This window comes from Faucicola sp. SE7633, assembly GCF_059264685.1.
In genome coordinates, this window is the sequence record NZ_JCADBW010000003.1 from 121,569 (window position 1) to 144,354 (window position 22,786).

14 protein-coding genes are annotated in these 22,786 nt (G+C 50.0%); 9 read left to right on the plus strand and 5 right to left on the minus strand.

Annotation, left to right across the window (positions count from 1 at the left end; genetic code table 11):
- Positions 1 to 121 precede the first annotated feature (121 nt).
- A complete protein-coding gene (locus tag AC5L4R_RS02215) occupies positions 122 to 952 on the minus strand; it encodes an RNA methyltransferase (RefSeq protein ID WP_494472168.1) in 831 nt (276 codons plus the stop codon).
- Positions 953 to 1,083: 131 nt separating this feature from the next.
- Positions 1,084 to 1,464: an Hpt domain-containing protein gene (locus AC5L4R_RS02220; protein ID WP_494472169.1), complete on the minus strand. Its 381-nt coding sequence runs from the start codon at positions 1,462 to 1,464 to the stop codon at positions 1,084 to 1,086.
- A 288-nt stretch (positions 1,465 to 1,752) separates the two neighbouring features.
- Here AC5L4R_RS02220 and AC5L4R_RS02225 point away from each other — a divergent pair, with 288 nt between their 5' ends.
- The 6 genes from AC5L4R_RS02225 to lysS all read left to right on the plus strand — a co-directional run bounded on the left by AC5L4R_RS02225 (position 1,753) and on the right by lysS (position 9,930).
- A complete protein-coding gene (locus AC5L4R_RS02225) occupies positions 1,753 to 3,768 on the plus strand; it encodes an AAA family ATPase (protein ID WP_494472170.1) in 2,016 nt (671 codons plus the stop codon).
- 49 nt (positions 3,769 to 3,817) lie between these two features.
- Entirely contained in the window at positions 3,818 to 4,924 is a 1,107-nt protein-coding gene (locus AC5L4R_RS02230) for a type I glyceraldehyde-3-phosphate dehydrogenase (RefSeq protein ID WP_494472171.1), read from the plus strand.
- Between the two features lie 575 nt (positions 4,925 to 5,499).
- Positions 5,500 to 6,291 (plus strand): TatD family hydrolase, encoded by a 792-nt coding sequence (locus AC5L4R_RS02235; protein ID WP_494472172.1) that lies wholly within the window; start codon positions 5,500 to 5,502, stop codon positions 6,289 to 6,291.
- Positions 6,292 to 6,518: 227 nt separating this feature from the next.
- Positions 6,519 to 7,601 (plus strand): peptide chain release factor 1, encoded by a 1,083-nt coding sequence (gene prfA / locus AC5L4R_RS02240; protein ID WP_494472173.1) that lies wholly within the window; start codon positions 6,519 to 6,521, stop codon positions 7,599 to 7,601.
- A 1-nt stretch (position 7,602) separates the two neighbouring features.
- Positions 7,603 to 8,379, plus strand: coding sequence for a phospholipase D family protein (locus AC5L4R_RS02245; protein WP_494472174.1), 777 nt, complete (start codon positions 7,603 to 7,605; stop codon positions 8,377 to 8,379).
- Between the two features lie 15 nt (positions 8,380 to 8,394).
- On the plus strand, positions 8,395 to 9,930 hold the full coding sequence (lysS, locus tag AC5L4R_RS02250) for a lysine--tRNA ligase (protein WP_494472175.1): 1,536 nt from the start codon (positions 8,395 to 8,397) through the stop codon (positions 9,928 to 9,930).
- A 55-nt stretch (positions 9,931 to 9,985) separates the two neighbouring features.
- On the opposite strand, the gene AC5L4R_RS02255 is transcribed toward lysS, so the two are convergent.
- On the minus strand, positions 9,986 to 10,516 hold the full coding sequence (locus tag AC5L4R_RS02255) for a hypothetical protein (RefSeq protein ID WP_494472176.1): 531 nt from the start codon (positions 10,514 to 10,516) through the stop codon (positions 9,986 to 9,988).
- A gap of 164 nt (positions 10,517 to 10,680) precedes the next feature.
- Here AC5L4R_RS02255 and AC5L4R_RS02260 point away from each other — a divergent pair, with 164 nt between their 5' ends.
- The 3 genes from AC5L4R_RS02260 to recD all read left to right on the plus strand — a co-directional run bounded on the left by AC5L4R_RS02260 (position 10,681) and on the right by recD (position 21,409).
- Positions 10,681 to 15,015, plus strand: coding sequence for an exodeoxyribonuclease V subunit gamma (locus AC5L4R_RS02260; protein ID WP_494472177.1), 4,335 nt, complete (start codon positions 10,681 to 10,683; stop codon positions 15,013 to 15,015).
- A 64-nt stretch (positions 15,016 to 15,079) separates the two neighbouring features.
- Entirely contained in the window at positions 15,080 to 19,405 is a 4,326-nt protein-coding gene (locus AC5L4R_RS02265) for a UvrD-helicase domain-containing protein (protein ID WP_494472178.1), read from the plus strand.
- A gap of 36 nt (positions 19,406 to 19,441) precedes the next feature.
- Positions 19,442 to 21,409, plus strand: a complete 1,968-nt coding sequence (gene recD, locus AC5L4R_RS02270; RefSeq protein ID WP_494472179.1) for an exodeoxyribonuclease V subunit alpha — start codon at positions 19,442 to 19,444, stop codon at positions 21,407 to 21,409.
- Positions 21,410 to 21,451: 42 nt separating this feature from the next.
- Here the strand turns inward: recD and AC5L4R_RS02275 are convergent, their stop codons facing one another.
- Both AC5L4R_RS02275 and AC5L4R_RS02280 read right to left on the minus strand, forming a co-directional pair.
- Complete coding sequence (locus tag AC5L4R_RS02275; protein ID WP_494472180.1) at positions 21,452 to 22,015, minus strand: hypoxanthine-guanine phosphoribosyltransferase; 564 nt, start codon at positions 22,013 to 22,015, stop codon at positions 21,452 to 21,454.
- A 79-nt stretch (positions 22,016 to 22,094) separates the two neighbouring features.
- Complete coding sequence (locus tag AC5L4R_RS02280; RefSeq protein ID WP_494472181.1) at positions 22,095 to 22,766, minus strand: hypothetical protein; 672 nt, start codon at positions 22,764 to 22,766, stop codon at positions 22,095 to 22,097.
- Between the last annotated feature and the right edge of the window lie 20 nt (positions 22,767 to 22,786).

Below are 22,786 nucleotides of genomic sequence, written 5' to 3' on the forward strand. Positions count from 1 at the left end.
CGCCGCCACCCACATCTGCTTGCTAGGCTTGAGAGCAATCAGGCGGCAGATACACGATATAGTTATGATAACTTGCCGCAAGCCTTAATCCTTGGCATTAGCGTTTGCACAAACAGGCGGCTTATCGTGGGCGTTGGTTGAGCTTTGCCCACAACGCTTGCAATAACTGGTATTCTTTTTGATCAAGCTGTAGCCGTCCAAACAGACGATTGACCCGTTGTGGCATGTGTTTGGACTGCTCGGGTTGGTACAGGTCTAGGCTTTGTAACAACGTCAAAAACTGCTGCTCAAGTGCGGCTTGCTCACCGTGGCTAACCGCAGGTGCGTCCCAGTGTTGGCGCAAAACCACATCAAGTGTGTTGTCGTTGGGTGGCGTTGATTCGTTTTTGCTATCAAACGCTGCTAGCGCGTGGGCGTACAGTGTGCTAGCAATCACTTGCACCGCCGCGGCAACATTGAGCACGGGGTAGGCAGGATTGGCAGGTATTTGCACATGATAATCTGCCAACATCAATTCTTGATTGGTCAAGCCCCTGTCCTCACGCCCAAAAACCAAGGCAACGCTTGGCGTATGACCTTGCGTGGGCTGTTTGCGGTGGTAATCAACCAACAAATTTGCGGCTTGTTGGGGGCTGATGACAGGCTTTGGCAAGTGGCGCACGCGGCTACTGGTCGCCAAAACCCACGTGCAATCTGCCACCGCCGCGGCCAGGTCATCAACCACACGCGCATGGTGTAGCACGTCGGTCGCGCCTGCTGCATTGGCAAACGCGGTGTCGTCCAGCGCGTGTTTGGGCGCAACCAGTGTCAGATAGCGTAGCCCCATCGTGTGCATGGCGCGTGCGGCTGCACCGATATTGGCAGGCAATGTGGTGTTTACCATAACCACACGGATGGTGGCTAAAAAATCGTCCAAGGTGGTTGCTAACGTGGTGGGGTGAGTGCTGGTCATAGGCGGCGCAAAATATGGCAAAAAAACGTCGGCTATTGTGGCAAATTTTTGGGCACTTGCAAAGGGCTTTTGTTTTGACCTATCTTAGGCCACCAACCAATCGTTAAGCACACCACCAAACTGAGCGTGCCTCAGTCTGACAGCATGGCCAATAACTGTGCTTGCACGCGCTTTGCCTGCGCGGCTATCGCGGCAAGCGTTGCCTGTGATTCGGCAATATAACCCGATTGGCACAGTGTTTGCATGGTGTGGCACTGCTCGGCAAGGGCATTAGCACCCAAGTTTAAGCTTGCGCCTTTGAGGCGGTGGGCAATGTCATAGCCTGTGGTGTTGTCACGATCAGCTTTTGCCAACCGCAGCCCATCTAGCCCTTGCTGCAAATCCGCCAAAAATCCTTGCATCATCGGGGCAAAATCTGTGCCAAGTAGGTCTTGCAATTCGGCAAGCATCGCGGTATCAATCGCAGGCGCGCTGTCAGTGGTCACTGAATTCATGGGTTGATTGGCTAGCATACACTGTCCATGGGCGTTATGGGTGAAAAATTTTTTAGCCGGCCTGCCAAGGCAAGCGTGGGCTGGCGTGGCGTGAATACACGGCTTAAGCATTGCACCGCACCGCATTTGGCGGTATAGTACAAAGTTTTGACATCAACGAACCAGCGGCTTTTAAACCGCGGCTTTTTAAGCCACCGTGTTTGGTGCACAGGCTTATCAAATATCATGTGCTAAGTGTTTGAGTTTTGCCAGTGATATTCGCCAAATGTTACTAACTTTTGCTTAAATTAAAGAAAACCATCATCAATGAAACAATCGACCGCGCTGGATATCCTAAAAACGGGCAAAAACGTGTTTTTGACAGGCTCAGCAGGCGCGGGCAAGACTTATACCATCAACCAATACTTGCATTATTTGCGCGCGCGAGGGGTCAATGTTGCGGTGACGGCAAGCACGGGCATCGCCGCCACCCATATGAACGGTATGACGATTCACAGCTGGGCTGGCATCGGGATTTTAGACAGCTTAACGCCTGCGGATTTAAAGCGTATCCAAAAACGCCACGCGGTGGTTGAACGGGTAGAGCGCGCGCAAGTGCTGGTGATTGATGAAATCTCCATGCTACACAAAAAGCAGTTTGAGGTGTTAAACCAAGTGCTACAAGCCATACGCGAAAATGATGCGCCGTTTGGCGGCATTCAGCTGCTTTTGGCAGGGGATTTTTTTCAGCTGCCGCCTGTGGGCGAGCGTCACGAAACGCCGCGCGACAAATTCGCCTTTATGGCGCAAGCATGGATTGAGGCAGATTTGCGCATTTGCTATCTGACCGAGCAGCACCGCCAACGCCAAACCGCGTCCAAAGATGCCACCACGGGCGACAGCTACCACGGGCTGGATTTGTTGGCGATTTTGCAGCAGATTCGTACCCAGCAGTTTACCGCCGATATCTTGCCTGCCTTACGCGCCACGGCAAACCATACTTTGAGCAACACGCGCACGCGCCTATTCACCCACAATTTTAATGTCAATCAAATTAACGAACAAGAACTGTCCAACCTCAATACGCCAAGCCAAACCTACGAAAGCTGGAGCGAGGGCGATGCGGCATTGGTTGAAACGTTGCAAAAAGGGGTGCGTAACCCACCCAGTCTGACGCTAAAAATCGGCGCAAAGGTGATGTTTATCAAAAACAACGCCGATTTAAATGTATCGAACGGCACATTGGGCGAGGTGGTGGGCTTTGTTCCGCTAAAGCCTGCTGACAAAGACCAGCAAGAAAAAGACCAGCAAGAAAACGCGAAACAATCCGACAAAAAAACCGCTGTAAAATCCGATGACAACGCCAACGCTAACACGGACAATGACACCACCGCCAAGGCCGATACCGATACCGATACCGACAATCGCCTCAACCAAATCGCCAACGGCTTGTATCCGCTGGTACGCCTCAACGATGGGCGGCAGGTGATTGTGGAATACGACACATGGCGCATTGATGATGACGATGGTGAGATTGTCGCCGCGTATTATCATATACCTTTGACGCTGGCGTGGGCGATTACCATTCACAAAAGCCAAGGCATGACGCTCGATGCCGCTGAGATTGACTTATCCAAAACCTTTGAAAACGGGCAAGGCTATGTGGCATTGTCGCGCTTGCGGCGGCTATCGGGCTTGCGCTTGTTGGGTATCAACGAACTAAGCCTCAAGCTTGACCCGACCGCGCGTGGGGCGGATATACGCTTTTTGGCATTGTCCAAAGCGTTTGAGGATGAGTTTTTACGCAAAAATCCTGAAACCATCCAGCAAGCACAAGAGGCGTTTATTTTAAAAAGTCATGGCACGCTGGATCAACGCAAAATCCAAGACTATGAAAAACGCCATGCCGAGCAGCAAAAACTACTGGCGCGTAAGCGTGCATTGGTTCAGCAAATCCAAACAGCACCCAGCGATGACGACCCTGACAGCAAGCCGCTGCTTAAACTGACACCCACGCTACTAAACACCAAAGCGTTACTCGATGAAAGCCTGACCATTGCCGAAATTGCCGAGCAACGCGGCTTGGCACAAAGTACGATTATTGGGCATATCGAAAAACTCCAACAACACGACGCCGATTTGCCACTGGCGCATATTCGCCCCAATGATGCGCTGATTGACGCGGTGGCCTTCGCCTACCAAACAGTGATGGCGGATAAAGACGACGGTGAAGAAGTGCTTATCCATGAATTGCGCGATGTGATTGGCGATAAATACGGCTACAATGCCATTCGGTTGGCGTTGTTGTTTGTGCCAAAATCTGCCAACCCGTCCACAAAATAAGCGTTGCCATTTGAGCCATTTAGAGCCATTAAAATTTGTTGAAATCGTTATGCCAAATTTAGCCCCGTTGTCAGCCATCCAGCCGCCGCTGCGCGTTGCCATCAACGGCTTTGGACGCATTGGGCGTAATGTATTGCGCGCGTATCTTGAGCGCTTGCTTGATGACCCACCCAAAAACGGCTTACCAGGTGTTGAGGGCATACACATTGTTGCCATCAATGACCTTGCCGACGCGCCCACATTGCTGCATTTGCTCAAATACGACAGCACCCACGGGCGGCTAGATGCGCGCATCGGTGTGACGCTTGACGGCAATACGCTGTGTATTGATCTGCCGACGCGTCGCTTGACGTTGATGCTGTTGCGTGAAGCCGACCCCAAACGCTTGCCATGGCAGGATTTAACCATTGACGTGGTGCTAGAGAGCACGGGGCATTTTCGTGGCTATGATGGCGCGTATCAGCACATTCACGCTGGCGCAAGGCAGGTGATTATCGGTGCAGCGCCATTTGACCATGTTGATGCCAGTATTGTGCTTGGGGTCAATCGTCACGCTTTGACGCGCAAGCAGCCGATTGTGTCGGGGGTGTCGTGTACCACGCAAGCCTTAGTGCCGCTGCTGTTTGTGCTTGACCGCGCATTTGGTGTGCAATCGGCCATGATGACCGAAATTCATGCAGTCACCGCTGACCAAACGGTGCTTGACCAAGCCCACCGCGATTGGCGGCGCGCGCGTGCCTCGGGGCATAACATCATCCCAACCACCTCAAGCAGCGTTGCCGCTGTCGGCAAGGTGTTGCCTAGCATGGCGGATAAAATCAACGGGCATTCCATCCGCGTGCCGACGATTGATGTTGCCGCGATTGATGTGACGCTGTGCTTTAATACCGCTGTGACCAGTGCCGAGATCAACGCCTGCCTACAGCACGCCAGCGCACATGCGTTTCAAGGTATCATGGCATACAGTGATGAGCCGCTGGTATCCAGCGACTATATTCATCACAGCGCGTCATTGGTCATTGACAGCTTGCAGACCATGCAGGTGGGTACGGGCGCGGCGGCGCAGCACAAAGTCTTTGCATGGTATGACAATGAATGGGGCTATGCCAACCGTATGCTGGACATGTTGGCGCATTTAGCCGCGCTTACCCCTTAATTGTTCTGCTTAAATTATTGTTCTGCTTAAATTGTTACACTTAGTGCTTTAAAAAACCAACCTTGATTTTTTCGGGTTTGTGCTCACGGTAGTCCACGTCATCAAGACTGGTTCATTAAGGCTGGTTAATTCTGCCAATATCCGCTAAATAATGTGCATACGTTGGTCAGCGCGTTAGGGTTGGTGTTGTCAGCATACACTTCGCGCAGCCACAACAGCCCAGCAGCATGGCTACTTCTGCGATATTTGGCAAGGTCTGCGGCCAGCTTGATAGCATAGGGTTCGTTTTGATTGGCGGTTAAAATACGCCGCGGCTGATACGACTTGGATTTTAAAATTTGCTTTACAGTAGGCTCAGTGCATGGTTTAAAGATATTGCTAAATGCTCAAACAAGATTTGTTAAACTAACATAAACGGTTTAATGTTTTTTAAATTTCATAAAGCGTGAAACATACAACTAAAGTGGGGAGAATATCAAACTAAATTCCGCAAACCCGTCAAACCCAGCCGCTTGATTTTTGCCCACTTGCCCCGATTAAGCCAGCAACCTTAGCCATTTGTGATATAAAAACATATGCCAACTTTTACCGACAGCCACGCCCACCTCAATCGCTTAGATTTAAGCAAGCACCAAGACAACATCGACAACGTACTACAAGCCGCTAAAGCCGCCAATGTGTCGCGCATCATGTCTATCATGTGCGATTTGGACGAATACGACACCATCCGCGATATCATCACGCGCGCGCCTGCGGGCATGACGCTTGGCATGTCGGTTGGTGTGCATCCGTGTGAGGATATCGGCGTGCTGCAAGCGGCAACCGTTGAACACCTAACCGAGCTTGCCGCGCCTAATGAGGTGTGGGCGATTGGCGAGACGGGGCTGGATTACCATTGGTCACGCGAAAACGCCGCCGCACAACAAGCCAGCCTCGCGCGGCACATTCACGCCAGCCAAACACTTAAAAAACCATTGATTGTCCACACCCGTGAGGCACGCCGCGACACGCTGGACATTTTACGCGCTGAGCATGCTGAGCATGGCGTGATTCATTGCTTCACCGAGGACTATGCCACCGCCAAACAAGCGCTGGATTTGGGGTTTTATATTTCACTATCGGGCATTGTGACCTTCAAAAACGCCACCGATTTGCAAGAAGTTGCCAAAAAACTGCCCAAAGACCGCTTGTTGATTGAAACCGATAGCCCCTACCTTGCACCTGTGCCCAAACGCGGCAAGCCCAATGAGCCGACATTTGTGCCGTATGTTGCGCAGTTTTTGGCGGACCTGTATGCCATGCCTGTCGATGAGTTTGCGGACATCACGCACCACAATTTTGACCATCTGCTGCACCAATACGGCTAATTTTTTAAAAAATTTTAACAATTTTTAATAAAAATAATCGTGTTGCCCGTCTGCCAATACGACTTGCGGCGTCCAAGCGGTTTTTTCGCCCGTAAAAGCCATGCAAAATGGGTGAAAATATGGCAAAATAGCGCCTTTAAATAGGCATTGAATAAAAATTTATCCGCCCAGATTGGCTGCGCGTTAGACACGCGTCCGCCCGTCGGCGGTTTGAATCGTCAGAATACATGAAAGAATCGTTACGTTTTCGCCTTGACCAGTTGGTTGAGCGGTTTGAAGAAGTCACCGCTTTGTTGTCTGACCCCGATATCATCGCAGACAATGACAAATTTCGCGCGTTGTCGATGGAGCACAGCGACCTAAGCGAGCTGACCGACACATGGCAGCAATACCGCCAAGCGGAAGATGACCTAGCCACCGCCCAAGAGCTGTTGTCTGACCCCGACATGAAAGAAATGGCAGCGGATGAAATCGACACCGCCAAGGCGCGTATTGCCGAGCTTGAGGACGTGCTCAACGTCATGATGCTGCCCAAAGACCCGAACGACAAAGTGCCGGCATTTTTGGAAATCCGCGCAGGCACAGGCGGTGATGAGGCGGCGATTTTTTCGGGTGATTTATTCCGTATGTATGAGCGCTATGCCGCATCACAAGGCTGGACGGTTGAAGTACTATCTGCCAACGAGGGTGAGCACGGCGGCTACAAAGAAATCATCAGCCGCGTCTCGGGCACAGGCGTGTACGGGCGGCTAAAATTTGAATCGGGCGCGCACCGCGTTCAGCGCGTACCCGAGACCGAAAGCCAAGGCCGCGTGCATACCTCAGCGTGCACCGTTGCTGTCATGCCTGAGGTTGAAATCGATGACAGTGTTGAGATTAACCCTGCCGATTTGCGCATTGATACCTACCGCGCAAGCGGAGCAGGTGGGCAGCACATCAACAAAACCGACTCGGCCGTACGCATCACCCACATTCCGACGGGTACGGTGGTTGAGTGCCAACAAGAGCGCAGTCAGCACGCCAACCGCGACAAAGCCATGAAAATGCTGGTCGCCAAAATTCAGCAAGACAAGGTACAAAAACAGGTCGATGCCGCCAGCGACTTACGGCGTAACTTGGTCGGCAGTGGTGACCGCTCTGAGCGCATCCGTACCTACAATTTTCCGCAAGGGCGCATGACAGACCACCGCATCAATTTGACGTTGTATAAGCTTGATGCGATTATGCAAGGTGATTTGGATGAATTGCTTGACAGCTTATTGCGTGAGCACCAAGCCGACTTGATGGCTTCGGTCAGCGGTGAGGAATAAAATGGCTAAGTTTTTAAATACCAGTGGTACAACTTATCATCTTGAAGAACTGATTAAAAAAGCTTCTGAACGGCTTATCTTGATTAGCCCTTATCTTAAACTCAATGAGCGCGTCAAAGAGCTATTGGAAGATAAAAACCGCCTAAAAATTGATATTCGTATTATTTATGGCAAAAGCGATTTGCAACCTGAAGAGATTAATTGGTTAAAAAATTTAGAGTATGCTCGTACCAGTTTTTGCAAAAATTTACACGCAAAATGCTATTTAAACGAAAATGAATGTATTATTACGAGTTTAAATCTCTATGAATTTAGCCAAATTAATAACAATGAAATGGGTGTGCTAATTAGCCGTGATAGCGATGGTCAGCTATACGCGGACACCTATGAAGAAGTGCAGCGCATCATACGCATCAGTGAAGAAATTAAGGTATCAGCAGATAAAGTTGAAACTGATACGAGTTTATCAAAGCCATTGCAAGAAACACAACTTAGTGAAAATAAGCCTAGAAAATTTGAAAAACTGACTATCAGTAAACTTGCCGATAAATTAGGCATGAAGTCTGGTGAATTAAGCGAAAAACTAGAACAACTAGGTTATATTGAGACCAAAGGTAAGAACATCTTTTTGACTGAACAAGGTAAACAGGCAGGTGGTGAACTCAAAAAAGGTCAGTATGGCTATTTTACCATTTGGTCGGTTAATTTAGACGTTAATATCCCTGATGAAAAAAGTGAATCACTTGCCGAAAAATTACTGAAATTGTTTAAGTTTTAAAGCAAAGGTAAAACCATGTCAAACCAACCGCAAACCCCAGCCGACCACCAAGACGCACAAGAAGACGTAAACGAGCTTATCAAGCAGCGTCATCACAAGCTTGACCTCATCAAGCAAGCAGGCAAAAACCCATACCCCAACCAATTTCGCCGCAAGCATTACGCCCAAGACCTACAAACCGCTTACCAAGACCAAGACAAACAAGCCCTTGCCGATGCCGACCCTGTCATCGTCAGCGTGGCAGGGCGCATGATGCTCAAGCGCGTCATGGGTAAGGCAAGTTTTGCCACCATCGCCGATATGACAGGGCGCATTCAAGCCTATATCAGCAAAAACGACATTGGCGAGGATGCATACAACGACTTTAAAACGTGGGATATCGGTGATATCGTGGGTATCACGGGGCATTTGTTTCGCACCAATACAGGCGAGTTGTCGATTCATGCCAGTGATGTGCAGCTTTTGACCAAATCATTACGCCCATTGCCCGACAAATTCCACGGGCTTGCCGACACCGAAAGCCGCTATCGCAGCCGCCATTTGGACTTGATGACCAATGATGCCAGCCGTCAGACGTTTATCATCCGCAGCCAAGTGATTGCAGGTATTCGCAAATTCATGCTTGACGCGCGCTTTATGGAAGTTGAAACCCCCATGATGCACGTCATCCCCGGTGGCGCGGTGGCGCGGCCGTTTATCACACACCACAATGCTCTGGATATGCCACTGTATTTGCGTATCGCGCCAGAATTGTACCTCAAACGCCTTGTCGTCGGTGGTTTTGAGCGCGTGTTTGAAATTAACCGCAACTTTCGCAATGAAGGCGTATCCGCGCGGCACAATCCTGAATTTACCATGATTGAGTTTTATCAAGCGTATGCCGATTATCGAGACTTGATGACGCTGACCGAGCAGATGTTTAGCCAGCTTGCCCACGATATTTTGGGCACGACCGATTTGACCTACCAAGGTGAGGCGATTAGCCTGCAAGCGCCGTTTGTGCGGCTACCCATGACGCAAGCGATTGCACAATACGCCACCGATTTTGATATGACAAAAATCACCGACCGTGCGTATTTGGCGGATTATGTTCAGCATGTGCTCAAGCAAGAGGTCAAAGACAGCTTTGGTATTGGCAAATTGCAAACCATTATTTTTGAAGAGACCGCCGAACACCAACTGCGTCAGCCCACGTTTGTCACCGAATACCCAGCTGAAACCTCGCCGCTGGCACGGCGCAACGACGACAACCCCGACATCACTGACCGTTTTGAATTGTTCATCGGCGGGCGTGAGATTGCCAACGGCTTTAGCGAGCTTAACGACCCCATCGACCAAGCCGAGCGTTTTCGCCAACAAGTCATCGAAAAAGACGCAGGCGATGATGAGGCCATGCACTATGATGCCGAGTTTATTGAAGCGTTGTCGTACGGTCTGCCACCAACAGCAGGCGAGGGCATCGGTATCGACCGTTTGGTGATGTTGTTTGCCGACGCGCCAAGCATCCGTGATGTGATTTTGTTCCCTCACATGCGCCGTAAGGATGGTTGATGTTTAAACAATTCATAAAAAAGCACCATTTTGGTGCTTTTTTTGGCTGATAGCGTTATAAATTCTTTGTTAAATCCGCCAACAAATCATCAAAAATGGTATCGGATTGGCTGGTCGTAACTGGCACGTCATTGGCTGTCGTGTGGGATGGTTTTTGGCTTGTTAAAGCATCGGCATTTGGCGTAACATAGGATTGAGAGGCGTTGATTGGTGAATGACGCTGTGGCATTTTTTGCTGCAACAGGCGTTTGTATTCGGCTTGTCGGGCGGATTTTTCTTGCAGCTCACGACGATATGCATGGCGATTGGCTTGCCACCATTGCATGAATTCGTTGGCGTTACGCCCAACCAAGGTTTTTGGTAGATCAAGGGTGAGCAACTGAGATTGTAAAACCAGATCATCGGGGTCAAGCTGTTGGCTAAAAGCGACCACGATTTCACTAAGGTTGCCCGTAAATGGCTGCATGTAGCGCAAAGACGTGCCATTAAAGTCCCGCCTTGGCAACTGCCAAAGTTTGTTGTTGTGATAAAGTACGCTAAATTTTTTGATGGGGTGATAAAAAATTACATCGGGGCTAGGCAACATAAATCGCATCCTTGATGTGTTCCATTCTTTGGCATACTTTAGCATAAAATTTTGTTGAGCGTCTTTTGTTTAGTGGCATTAGTGGCTAAAGTTGAGCGGCGAACAAAGCGCCGTCGCAACTTAATCAGGCTGTTATAACATCTATTAATACATAAAATTAAACCATGCTAAAAATCATCCAAAGCAACAAAACAGAAGTTTTATTTGACCATCTGCTGGCAGAATACCGCAAGCCGACCGACGCGCGCTCGGTATTTGAGCCGTTTGACGTGATTGTTCCATCCAAAGTGCTGGGCGAGTGGCTCAAAACCCAAGTCGCTGACCAAACGGGGATCAGCACGCTGGTGACGACGGAGTTTTGGGGGCGTTATTTTTTGGGGCTGATGCAGCGCGTGCTACGCACCTATGAGCGGCTAGCCAGCGAAAAGGACGTTCCGCGCGTGCCTGATGTGCCGATGTTGTCCAAAAACGTGATGCAATGGCAGATTTTTGGTTATTTGTTGCAACACGCGGCACAGATTTTACGCGATGATAAGCACCCGTTATACGCCTTTATCCAGCCGCTGTTAGCCGACAAACAGGCTCACCGAACCGCCAGCCAGCCAGCCAACGCGTCATCAACTGCCCAACAAAATTCTACCACCGATTGGGCAAACAACCAATCGCTGCTTGGCGATACCCGTGCGTCTGACGCGGCAGAAAATCGGTCACATGACCAGCGTTTGTGGCAATTTGCAGGCGATATGGCGGCGGTACTAAGCCGTTATTTGACTTATCGCACGGACTGGCTGACCCAGTGGAACCGTGGGCAGGCGTTGCCTATCGCGCAGATGATTGCGGAACGCGATGACTTTTTTAACCGCCTAAACGGACGCAGCACCACCGCGGCGGATGCCACGCCCGATTGGTTGGTTGAGCATTATAAAACGCTTGAGGCGGCGCAGCGGTTTTTGTGGCAAACGCTGTTTGTGCAAGACTTTGCCACGCGCCAAGCTATACACGCCAATTTTTGGCAAGCCCTGCACGAAAGGCGCGACTGGATACAAAGGGCGTGCCGTGCGCAGCTGCCTGCATCGCTGCTACTGTTTACGGTGCAGCAGTTGCCGCCAAGTGAGCTGCTAGAAATTGAGCGACTGGCAGAACTGACTGATATCACGCTGCTACATTTTAACCCGTCTATGCAGTTTTGGGCGGATATCGTGGATAAAAACTGGCTGTTACAACAACAGATGACCAGCGAGCCTGCCGCTGAACTGCGCGAATACGGGCACACGCTGTTATCACGCTTTGGCAAGCAATCGCGCGAGGTGTTTGCCATGTTGGTCAGTCTATCGGGCAATGAATACGGCACGATTACTTGGCAAGATGCGTTTGATGAGCGCGCGCCGCATGATACGCTGCTTAGCCAGCTGCAATACGATATTTTAATGCTCGATGAACGCCAAACCGCCGAGCGATTGCGCGATTTGGTGCAAGGTGAGCTAAATTTTGATGAAAAAAATTCACAAGCCACCCAACAAAAAATCCACACCCTACAACAACTTGCCAGCATCAATCAAGCTAATTCTCAAAAAAATTTTTATCCCAATCACAGCGCGCTTGACGCGATTGCTCAGCTACAACAAGCAGGCTTTAACCGCAATGAAGCGTTTAACGCGCTATTGGCAAAGCTGAAACAAGAGGCGCAGCACAATCAGCAACCATGGACACCGCCAACCATTGACAATAGCTTGGCGATTCATGCGTGTCACAGTACCTTGCGCCAGCTTGAGGTGCTGCGCGGTATGATTGTTGGCTGGCTAAATCACACCGATGTGCCAACCGATAGGCCCAAGCAACATCGCAGTTTGAGCGATATTTTGGTGTTATTGCCCGATATTGAAGCAGAGCAGGCGTTGATTGAGGCGATTTTTCCCGATGGGGTGGGGACAGATGGCTATACTTTGCCTGCCAAAGTCACAGGTGTGACCAGCAAGGATATTAACCAATTTTGGCAAGCAATTGTTGGGTTTTATACACTACTCAACCACGCAGGCGCGCGTTTTGGACGGTTAGAGGTGTTTGACTGGCTGCGTTTGCCGCCGTTGTATGAAAGTTTTGGACTAAATCTCAGCCAAATCAACCGTGCGTGTGAGCTTTTGACTGAGGCAGGGTTTGTGCGCGGATTTGATGAACGTCATTTACAAACCACATTGCACACTGCCGATGACGACTACCGCTACAGTTTTGCCTACGCGCTAGAGCGTCTGGTGGCAGGGCTTTTGATGCCAACCGCTGCGGTCACACAGTTTGGTGACTACCAAAACCTAAGCGGACATCATGAGGCCATCGTACCGCTGGCAGGCGTGACGTTGGCAGATACGCCCATCATTGCCATGCTGTGTGACTTGTACCAAATGCTCAATGCCAAACGCGACATCGGCAGACAAGCGCAGCTGATTGGCGCGTGGCTGCGCGAGATTGAGGACACCATTCAAGGCGTGTTTAGGCAGTTTGTCCAAGGCAAGGCGTTGCTGTCGATTTTTGCCGCGCTCAACGCCTTACGGCGTAACATCGAGGCACATTTTAAGGTCACCGCTGACCCCGCGCAAAGCGAAACCCAAACCGAATTGCCGCTAAAACTGGATTTTGTCTTGCACAGTGTTGCCGAGCAATTAGCCAGCCAGCAAGTGAGCGCTGAGCCTGCTGGCGTGATTACCTTTGCACGGATTGGCGCGGTGCGCGGTGTGCCGTACAAACTGGTGGCGATGCTCAACCTCAATCTCAATGACTTTCCCAAGCGCGAGCCGCTCAATCGCTATGACTTGACGCAAGCGGCATTGGGCAAGCGCGGCGACCGTTTTCGTGAAGCCGATGATTTGGGCGCGTTTTTGGATGCATTGTTGTGCGCGCGTGAGGCGTGCTGGCTATTTTACAATGCCAAAAGTACGACCGAAACCCACGAGCATTTGCCAGCCAGCCCCGTGCAGGAGCTGCTAAACTTTTTGCAAGATGAAGTTGAGTATGACACACCAACCTCTAGCGCCGCCAAACAAAGTGCTGAACAACACAATGCGACACAACAAAATAGCCTAAGTAATTTGACCCAATCCAGAACCTTTGGCCAACAAGTGGCGCAGTATTTGGTAACCTATCACCAAGCCCTACCATTTGATGCGCGGTATTTTGAGCCATTGCTGACCACGGATGATACACCCGTGCAACAAGCGCAGCTCAATCAAATCCACCAAGCCAAACAGCACCTAGCACCACCTGCACGGCTTTGGCAGCAGGTGTATCAAGCTTTGTACCAAGACAAAACCGAACCAAATGCGCTGGCAGACATTTGGGGCAATGCCCAGCTTGCCGCGTGGCTAGAAGCGTGGCAAGCGCGCAAACCTCAAATAGCCCAGCAGCCACATGACAGCCTAAGCGTCCATTACCGTGAGTTATCGGCTATCATTCGGGATGTTCAAGACCCTGCCCAGGCATTTTTGTGCGCTCAATGTATTGATTTTATCAAAAAATATGAAGCCCAAGCCGCCCTTGAGCCGCTATCGATTGACCATTTGGACAGCTATCGGCTTAACGATTTGCTGATACAGCAATTATTGGCGGATGATTGGCGTGATGCGATGGATGACACCAGCAGTGCCATTTACAACGCGCTATTGCCTGCAGGCATCAACCGCTATTTGACTCTAAACGAGCAGCGAACACAGATTCAGCAAGCGCTACAGTCTTTAAGCGAGCGTCTGACACAGGCAGCGCAAAACAGTGCCCTGACCGATGAAGCCACGCATGAAGCACGTTTGCAAAATTTAGAAACCATCTTGCCGATACTGGCGCAGCATTTGGGCATACCTGCAAACCAACCTGCCAGCAAGCAGTTTCACAACTGGCTGACCATCAGCCAAGAAACCAACGTTGGGCGTGTTGATGTGCCAACGCTGGATGACAACGCCATGCCAAGCGAGACCCTGCAAGGCTACGTGCTCAAGGCATGGTTGCCAAAAGATATCCAAACGGCGGTGTGGCTGCATTATTTACCCAAAAAAAACAAAGCCAGACATCAACTAAATTTTTGGCTGCATCATTTGTGCTGGCAAATCGCGCGCCAAACCAGTCATGAACAAGTGGCACAGCATCACGGTAGCGCGTTGTGGCAGTATCATGACGCGTTGCTGTATTTACCACCCATCGAACACCAACAAGCGTACACCTATTTGCAAGACTGCTTGATGGTATGGCAACTCATGCAAGCGCAAATTACAATTTTGCCACCACAGGTGAGTTGTGATTATATCCAAAAGGCAACCGAACAGCCGAACGATAAGCCAAAACTGGATGTTTGGTTGCAAACTCACGTTACCTATGACGAGGTAGAGCATGCCACCTATAGCTTATGGCAATGGTTGTTAGACGATGACAACCCATGGGTGATTGTGCCATTTTTACAGCACCTAACAGGCCTGCTATATCAACCAATGTTGGACAATTTAAAACAAGCCAATTTATAGTTACTTGATAAATCAGCCCATTTAATCAATCAATCCATTTGATAACAACTGATAACAACGCACAATGACCATGCCAAACCAAATCGCCCAACCCACCGCCCAAACTGACTTAAGTGCTGCCGTCTTGCCGCCTGCTATTGCCTTGCCTTTGGTGGGCAAACATCTGATTGAAGCCTCAGCAGGCACGGGTAAAACATGGACACTGACGGGCGTGGTGTTGCGCTTGATTGTTGAAGGGGGGCAGCCGTGTGATCGTATCATCGCAACGACCTTCACCCGTAGCGCGGCGGCTGAAATGCGCCAACGTATCCGCGAGCGTTTGCAGGATTTTTACCGTGTGGTGCAGTTGGTACGCAGCCATGATCTAACCTTGCCGCGCCCGTTGGCCAAGCGCGGGCAGGCGGCCAACACGCCTGCTAGCCAATCACCCACCGCGAACAACCATGATGGCAACTTACCCTTAACCACCAAGCAGCGCGCGGCCGTGGACACGTTTTTTGAGCAGCTGACCGCGCTTGCGACCCATCATGGCTTAGCCAGTAAGCTTGAAGACCCAATCAACACGCATCTTATACGCTGGCTGGCAAGCCATGTGGTCAGTCAGTCTATGCCCAGTGTGGATTTTCGCATCGCGTATCAACGCACCGCAACCGCGCTCAATCAGCTTGACCGTTTGTTTGTTGGTACGCTTGATAGCTTATGTCAAAAATGGTTGCGTGAATTTAGCAGCGATACGGGCTTTTCGCCAGATATTCAAATTTGTGAGAATGTCGATGATATCATGCTTGGTATGATTCACGATCAGTTACGCGCTTTTTTGGCACAGGCTTATAACAGCAATCCTACACTGTATCAGCTACTCAAGCAGCAAAATATATTGTCACAACCACAGGGTTATTTGTCGGTAGTCAAGCAGGCGCAGTCATTTTATAGCGCACCGATTGATACCATCAAGCTAAATTTTGACTTGGACGTTGCGCACGCTGTGCACTTAGCGCGCGAAATTGCGCAAGCCGATGACAGTGATATTTTGCCATATTTGGATGAAAGTTTTCGTAGAAAACAGGGTATAAACGCAAATACTAATTTAGAAAAAAAATTTGATAGCTATACAGAATTAAAACAAAAATTGGCACATTGGAATTTAGCAGAATTACTGAACTTACAGAGGGTTGATGAGCTGTCAAACGCGTGGTTAATCGCGATTGATGAAGTTTTTAAAAAAAATAAAGGTTTTAATAAAAATAAAGATGATAAGCGCGAAACTTTTAAACAGTTGCCAACGGTTCAGCGGTTGCACGCGCTTTATGAGACCCTACAAGCCACCAAACAATATCTGGCCGATATCGGCTATTATTTTATCCAATTTATCAGCCGCTATGTACGTGAGCAATTGCCCAATGTGCTAGAGGCGCAGCGTTTGACCACCTATAGCCTACAACTGGCACGGCTAAATAACGCGCTGGCAGGCGAGCGGGGCTTACAACTGGCGCGTTACATCCGCCACCAATACCCCAATGCCTTGATTGATGAATCACAAGACTTAAACACCGAGCAGGCGTTGATGATTCAGCGGATTTATCTGGACAGCCATGACACGCCTGCCAATCATGCCGACAAATCACGCCAAACGGCACGGCAGGCGGCAGGGTTTTTGCTGTTGGTTGGCGACCCCAAACAGGCGATTTATGGCTTTCGCGGTGGCGATGTCTATAACTACAACGCGCTAAAACGGTTGTTTCCTACCAAGCCGATGGCCTTGACCCAAAACCGCCGTTCATCCAAACCATTGATTGACGCGCTGAATGTGTGGTTTGGTGCGCCAACGCCAGCCGATAACGCGCAAGTAACCTTGCCTAACGGTGACAAGTCGCCAGCCAACCAGCGGTATTATTTGGGCGATGAAATTTATTATCAGCATATTCAAGCCACCCGTGATACACCCGAATTGACGCTTGCCGACCCAGCCGATAGCGACATGCCCTTGCCAACGTTGTACCACTTGCAAATTTTAAAGCCAAAAGCCAACAAACAGGCACAACCACAAGGCACAGACGCCAGTAGCACCGCCCAAACCGACCAACAAGCCAACAAAAACGACAACCAAGACTTCACCGAAGGCCAAGTCATCGCTGCCCAAATCGCCGCTTTGCTCAGTCAAGGTGAGACTGGCAAGCCATTGGCACTAGATGGCAAGCCGCTGGCAGCAAGTGATGTGTGCGTATTGGCACGGACTGGCAAAGATTTGACCGAGGTTGAGCGCGCGCTAACCAAACGCGGTATTGCCAGTATACGCGTCGGCAGCCAAAGCGTGTTTGCCGACCGTATGGCAAAAGATTTACTCACCCTGATGCAAGCCATGCTTGCACCCTATCAACGTGGTAAACTCAAAGCCTTATTGCTGACCAGCTTTTTTCAACTGACCATACAGCAAGCGCAGATTGTGCTTGAAGATACTGACAGCAACGTAAGCGAGCATCTCGATGGCAACGCGCTCACCCCCCAACGCGATGCCGCACATCTCCAAACCATCTTGGCGCACAGTGGCGAGCTGTGGCAGCGGCAGGGTTTTTTGGCAGCGATACAGTGGCTTTTGCACCAAACCGCGCTACCATCTACCAAACATACGTTGAATTTTTGGCAAAACCTAGCCCGTCATCGTGACGGTGAACGGTTGTTGGTTGATTTGCGCCAACTGCTTGACATCATCAACGAGCAAGGCAGCGAGCAGCAAGCCAACGATTATCAACTGGTGGATTGGATGCGCCAGCTCACCAGCGCGCCGCCCAAAGACGATTGGGCAAAACAGCACACGTTGGCATCCGAGCAGGGCGTACAATTGATGACCATGCATGGCTCTAAGGGGTTAGAATTTGCCATTGTCTTTGTTGCAGGTATCAGTGGACAAGCCAACAAGAACAAAACCAACCAGCATCTGTTGTATCGCTATGACGCGCATGACATTGACCCTAGCACCGATCGCAGCAAAATTGGCCTACAAGGGCAGCGGCTGTCGGCCAGTCCGCAGCATCGCGCCAGCCAAACCGACTTGGTCGCTATTCATAAGCGGCAAGTCTATGAAGATAGCTTACGCTTATTGTACGTTGCCATGACACGCGCGCGTGAGCGGCTGTATGTGGTGACAACCAGCACCAAAGCAAGTTCGGGCGATGACTACATACTCAATGCGTTTGTACAAGATATCAAAACCCTGAGCTTACATGATGAGTTACAGCCGTATGTCAAGTTGGTTGATATCAACGCGCTACAACCATTTTTGGGCAAAACCTACCGCTACCATACGCCCAAAGACGATAGCACGCCGCGCCAAACCGTGGATTACAGAGCGCAGCAAGCGGATTTTGTACAAAATTTTAAAGGTTGGGCAAATACCAGCTTTACCGCGTTGGCAAAATTTTTAGACCCTAACCAACAAGCCGCCGCCATTCATCAGGACGATGTGGCAAGAAGTGGCGACGATAACAACGCGCACGACGACAACGCCAACCAGCAACCTCATGGTACGATAGCCGCACGTGCTGCCATCTCACCCGATGCGCCCATGCGGTTTCGTTTTGATAAAGGTATCAGCGCAGGCACATTTTTGCACCGCGTGCTAGAGGACATCGCCCAATACCACCATGAAGCACCGTCAGAAGGCGCGGTTGATACTGATAAATTGTTCAAATCAGCGCGTTGGGCTGCGATGATTGACCGTGCCTTGCGCAACCAGCAAATGCCTGCCAAGTATTTTTCGACCCTTGCTGCAAGCCACCAGCCAATCAAATACGACGGGCTGATTGACGAACCACAAGATGACTACATCGCGCTTAGTGCATGGTTGTTTGATATCATTCACACACCGTTTGACGCGACGGGGCAAAGTTTGGTGCAAATTGGCCATAAACAAAAAATTGCCGAAATGGGCTTTAGTTTGCGTCTGCAGCATCACTTATCCATCAATGCGCTCAATAAACTGCTCGCCAAATATGATATCACGCTCAATTTGCAAGGGCAGGGCAGTCCTAACGCAATTTGGCGGTATTTGCGCGGCGAGATTGATTTGGTCTATCAATATCAAAATAAGTTTTATGTGGTTGATTATAAAAGCAATTTTTTGGGCGCAAGTTTTGAGGATTATGACCCATCTGCCATGACGCGTGAGATGGATAAGCATGGCTATTGGTTACAGGCGTACATTTATCAAGTCGCGTTACATCGGTTTTTAAAACTGCGCTTGCCAAACTATGCCATCACGGAGCATTTAGGCGGGGTTGAATATGTATTTTTGCGCGGTGTGTCGCGCGAAGCGGAGCACACGGGCAAATTGCAGTTGCCCAGTAATATTGACTTAATTCAAGAACTCGACCAGCTGTTTGGCGCGTTTTGACATGACTTTTTGATAAAAAACTTTTAGGACAATGACATGCAGCCACAAAACCCATCGAATCAAACAGATGATAATCAAGCAAACGAGCAGCCTATGCCGCCAGCGGCTATTGAAAATATTGAAAACCCATACAGCACGTTTAGCCAGCAATTACAGACGGTGGCAGATTTTATTTTGGCTCGACAAGCCGATAAAAATAGCCTAAGCAAAAATAAAAATACAAAAGCCAACAACACCAAAGAAAAGCCCGAACTCAACTCATTCAATGACTTAAAAAACCTTTTTGGACAACTTAGCGAGAACCTAAGCGAAGGGCATACCGTTTACCAACCAGCATTGCATAATGACCAAATCAACGCCGATAACATCACACACTGGCAGCAACAGCACTGGCTTACGGTGATAAATCCTAACGCTCAAACTGCATTGGGGAAGGTAAATACGCCGCTTGTTATGCAATACTTGAACCATGTCCAAACCCAAGCCGTATTTTGGTTACAGCGCGAATGGGCAGCCGAGCGTCAATTGGCAGCGCAGCTGATGACCATCGCACGCCAGCAGATTCGCCAGCAAGCCGATGCAATAGGGCAGACGATATCCCCAAACACCATGCAAAACAACGCACCCAAACCCAATGCCCAACAGCAGCAAGCCATCCACAATGCCCAACAACATGCCTTAAGCATCATCACAGGCGGGCCGGGTACGGGTAAAACTTTTACCGTGGCGCAGCTTGTACAGGCGCGTTTGGCAAATCACGAACGTGAACGCAAAATCAATCCCAATCAGCCACCGCTAGCAATTGCGCTGACCGCACCGACAGGCAAAGCCGCCCAACGCATGCGCGAGTCACTTGCCAACAGCATGCCAGATGCCATTTCCACACTTGATGATGCCAAGACCTTACACCGTCTGTTGGGTATTGGGCAAACAGGCGTACCACGCTATCATGCAAACAATCCATTGCCGTATGATGTGATCATTGTCGATGAAGCCTCAATGCTTGGGCTTGAGCTTGCCAGCCAATTGGTCAATGCCATCAAGCCTAGCACGCAGCTGATTTTGTTGGGGGATGCCAATCAGTTGGCGGCGGTCGAGGCAGGCGCGGTGTTGTCGGATTTGTGCCAAGTACCTGCATTGCAGCCGTATCATACCGAGCTGACCGAATCCAAACGCTTTGCCGCAGACTCTGCCTTGGGACAACTTGCGCGCGTGGTACTGTTGCCAAATACCACCACCGCTGACAAACAGGCTAAATTCAGGCAAGCCAAAGCAGGATTGACCAAAACCGACATCAAGACAGGACTTGGCCAAGTTGCTGCCGATAATCAGCCAACTTTGCGCTGGTTTGAGGTACGCCAACATACGCCAATTGCTGACTTATATCGCATCATCGCTGCGCCGTTTCATGACTTTTTTGCGCTGATGCGTGATTGGCAAAGTAGTGGCGCAGATGTGCATGACGCGGCCGACCGCCAGCGGCTATTTGCCAAATTTGATGCCTACCGTGTACTCAGTGCCGGCCATCAGGGGCAGCTAGGCACACAAACGCTTAATAAAACGTTGCGCCAAGCGTATTTTAATTTTGCCCATATGAGTGCAACGCAAGATTTTTTCTATCACGGTGTGCCGATTATGGTCAATAAAAATGACTATCAGCTGGGGCTGTTTAACGGTGATATTGGTATTTGTGTACAGCAAGCAAACACCGTGTGGGTGTGTTTTGCCGAGCAGGTGATTGACAGTCGCCGCCTAAGTCAAGAAAGCTGCGAATGGGCGTACGCGCTAAGCATTCATAAATCCCAAGGCTCAGAATTTGATCATGTGGCGGTCTGTATTGACATCAGCCACCAGCGGCTACTAAGCCAAGAGCTGGTTTATACCGCCATCACGCGCAGCCGTGGGGCATTGACGCTGGTGAGCAGTGCAGCCACGCTGGGCCAAGCGATTACCCAACAAGGTAACCGCCAAACGGGCTTAACCTTGCAGTTTGACACGCTGTAGTTTTAGAGTATCTAAAAATTTAAAAGGTGACCTGCTAAATCGCTAAACCGCGTTTTCTTTTAGCGCGTAGATACCCGGCATGTGACGCAAATAGCCGTGATAATCCATGCCGCAGCCGTACACGTAGCGGTCTGCAACATCAAGTCCAACAAAATCTGTCGTAAAATCTGCCACTTTGCGTGCATGGACTTTGTTGAGTAGCACACATGTGCGCACGCTGGCAGGGTTTTCGGCGCGTAATTCATCCACCACGGCTTTGAGCGTGATGCCTTCATCAAAGATATCATCAATCAATAAGACATCTTCGCCTGCTAAATTGACATCGGGGCGGTGTAGCCACGTTAGCTTGTCAGTGCCTTGGTTATCGCGGTAGCGCGTGGCGTGGATGTAGTACATGCGATGATAAAAGGTAAATTGGGTCAAAAGCTGCCCTGCAGGGATGAGACCGCCGTTCATCACCACCATCACAATCGGATTGCGCCCTGCGTAGTACAGATTGACACTGGCGGCAAGGCGTTCATACGCGGCTTGTACCTCAATACGGCTGATTAAGCATTCTGAATTACGCAGTACGCGTTCAATCTCTTGATTACTAAGCGCGGGCATGGTGTTTCCTTTACACTAAACAAAATTTGGCTAAGTGGCTAAACTAAAAAAATCTGCGCCAACCATCAGGCGTAAAAAATCAAGCTTCAAAAATCAATGTGCCATAATACGCGCTAAAGCGTGCCAGCGCATCTTGCGGCATTTGTGGAATCAGCCGTTGCAAGGCTACCGATACCACTTTATTAATCACACCTTCAGCAACGGGAATGGCGCGGCGTTTAATCATACCAAGCGGCAGGGTTTTGGTAAAATCGCCCATAAAATGTTGCAAACACGCCTGCACCAGTTGGGTGAATAGGCGCGTTAAGTTGTCGCGCTCGGCTTCGCCTTGGCCTTGCTGCACGCGCTCAATACACGCCAACAGCTCACGCGCTAAGCGGTCATCTAGCGGCACACTGATACGGCGTTGCCCGTCTGCATCGCGAAACAAGACTTGTTTGTCCAAAAATTCAAAACTCGGCAGCACCTGTGCATTATCCGCAGGCGATAGTAGCGTGTTAATCAGCTTATCAACGGTGACATGGATGGTGTCATTGGCTTTGACCAAATGCGCGCGCCGCTCGGAGTGCTCGGGCATGGCTTCAATGAGTTTGCCAAGCATGGCATCAAGCAATTCTTGATTGACCATGTGGGTGATTTGGTCGCGGTAGGTGTCATAGTTTACATCCGCGCCGCCTTCAATCAGCGCGTAGGCTTCGTCGATTTTATCGGACAAATCTTGTGAGGGGTGAAAACCAAAATAGTAAGTCATAATCATCACGTGTTGTTATC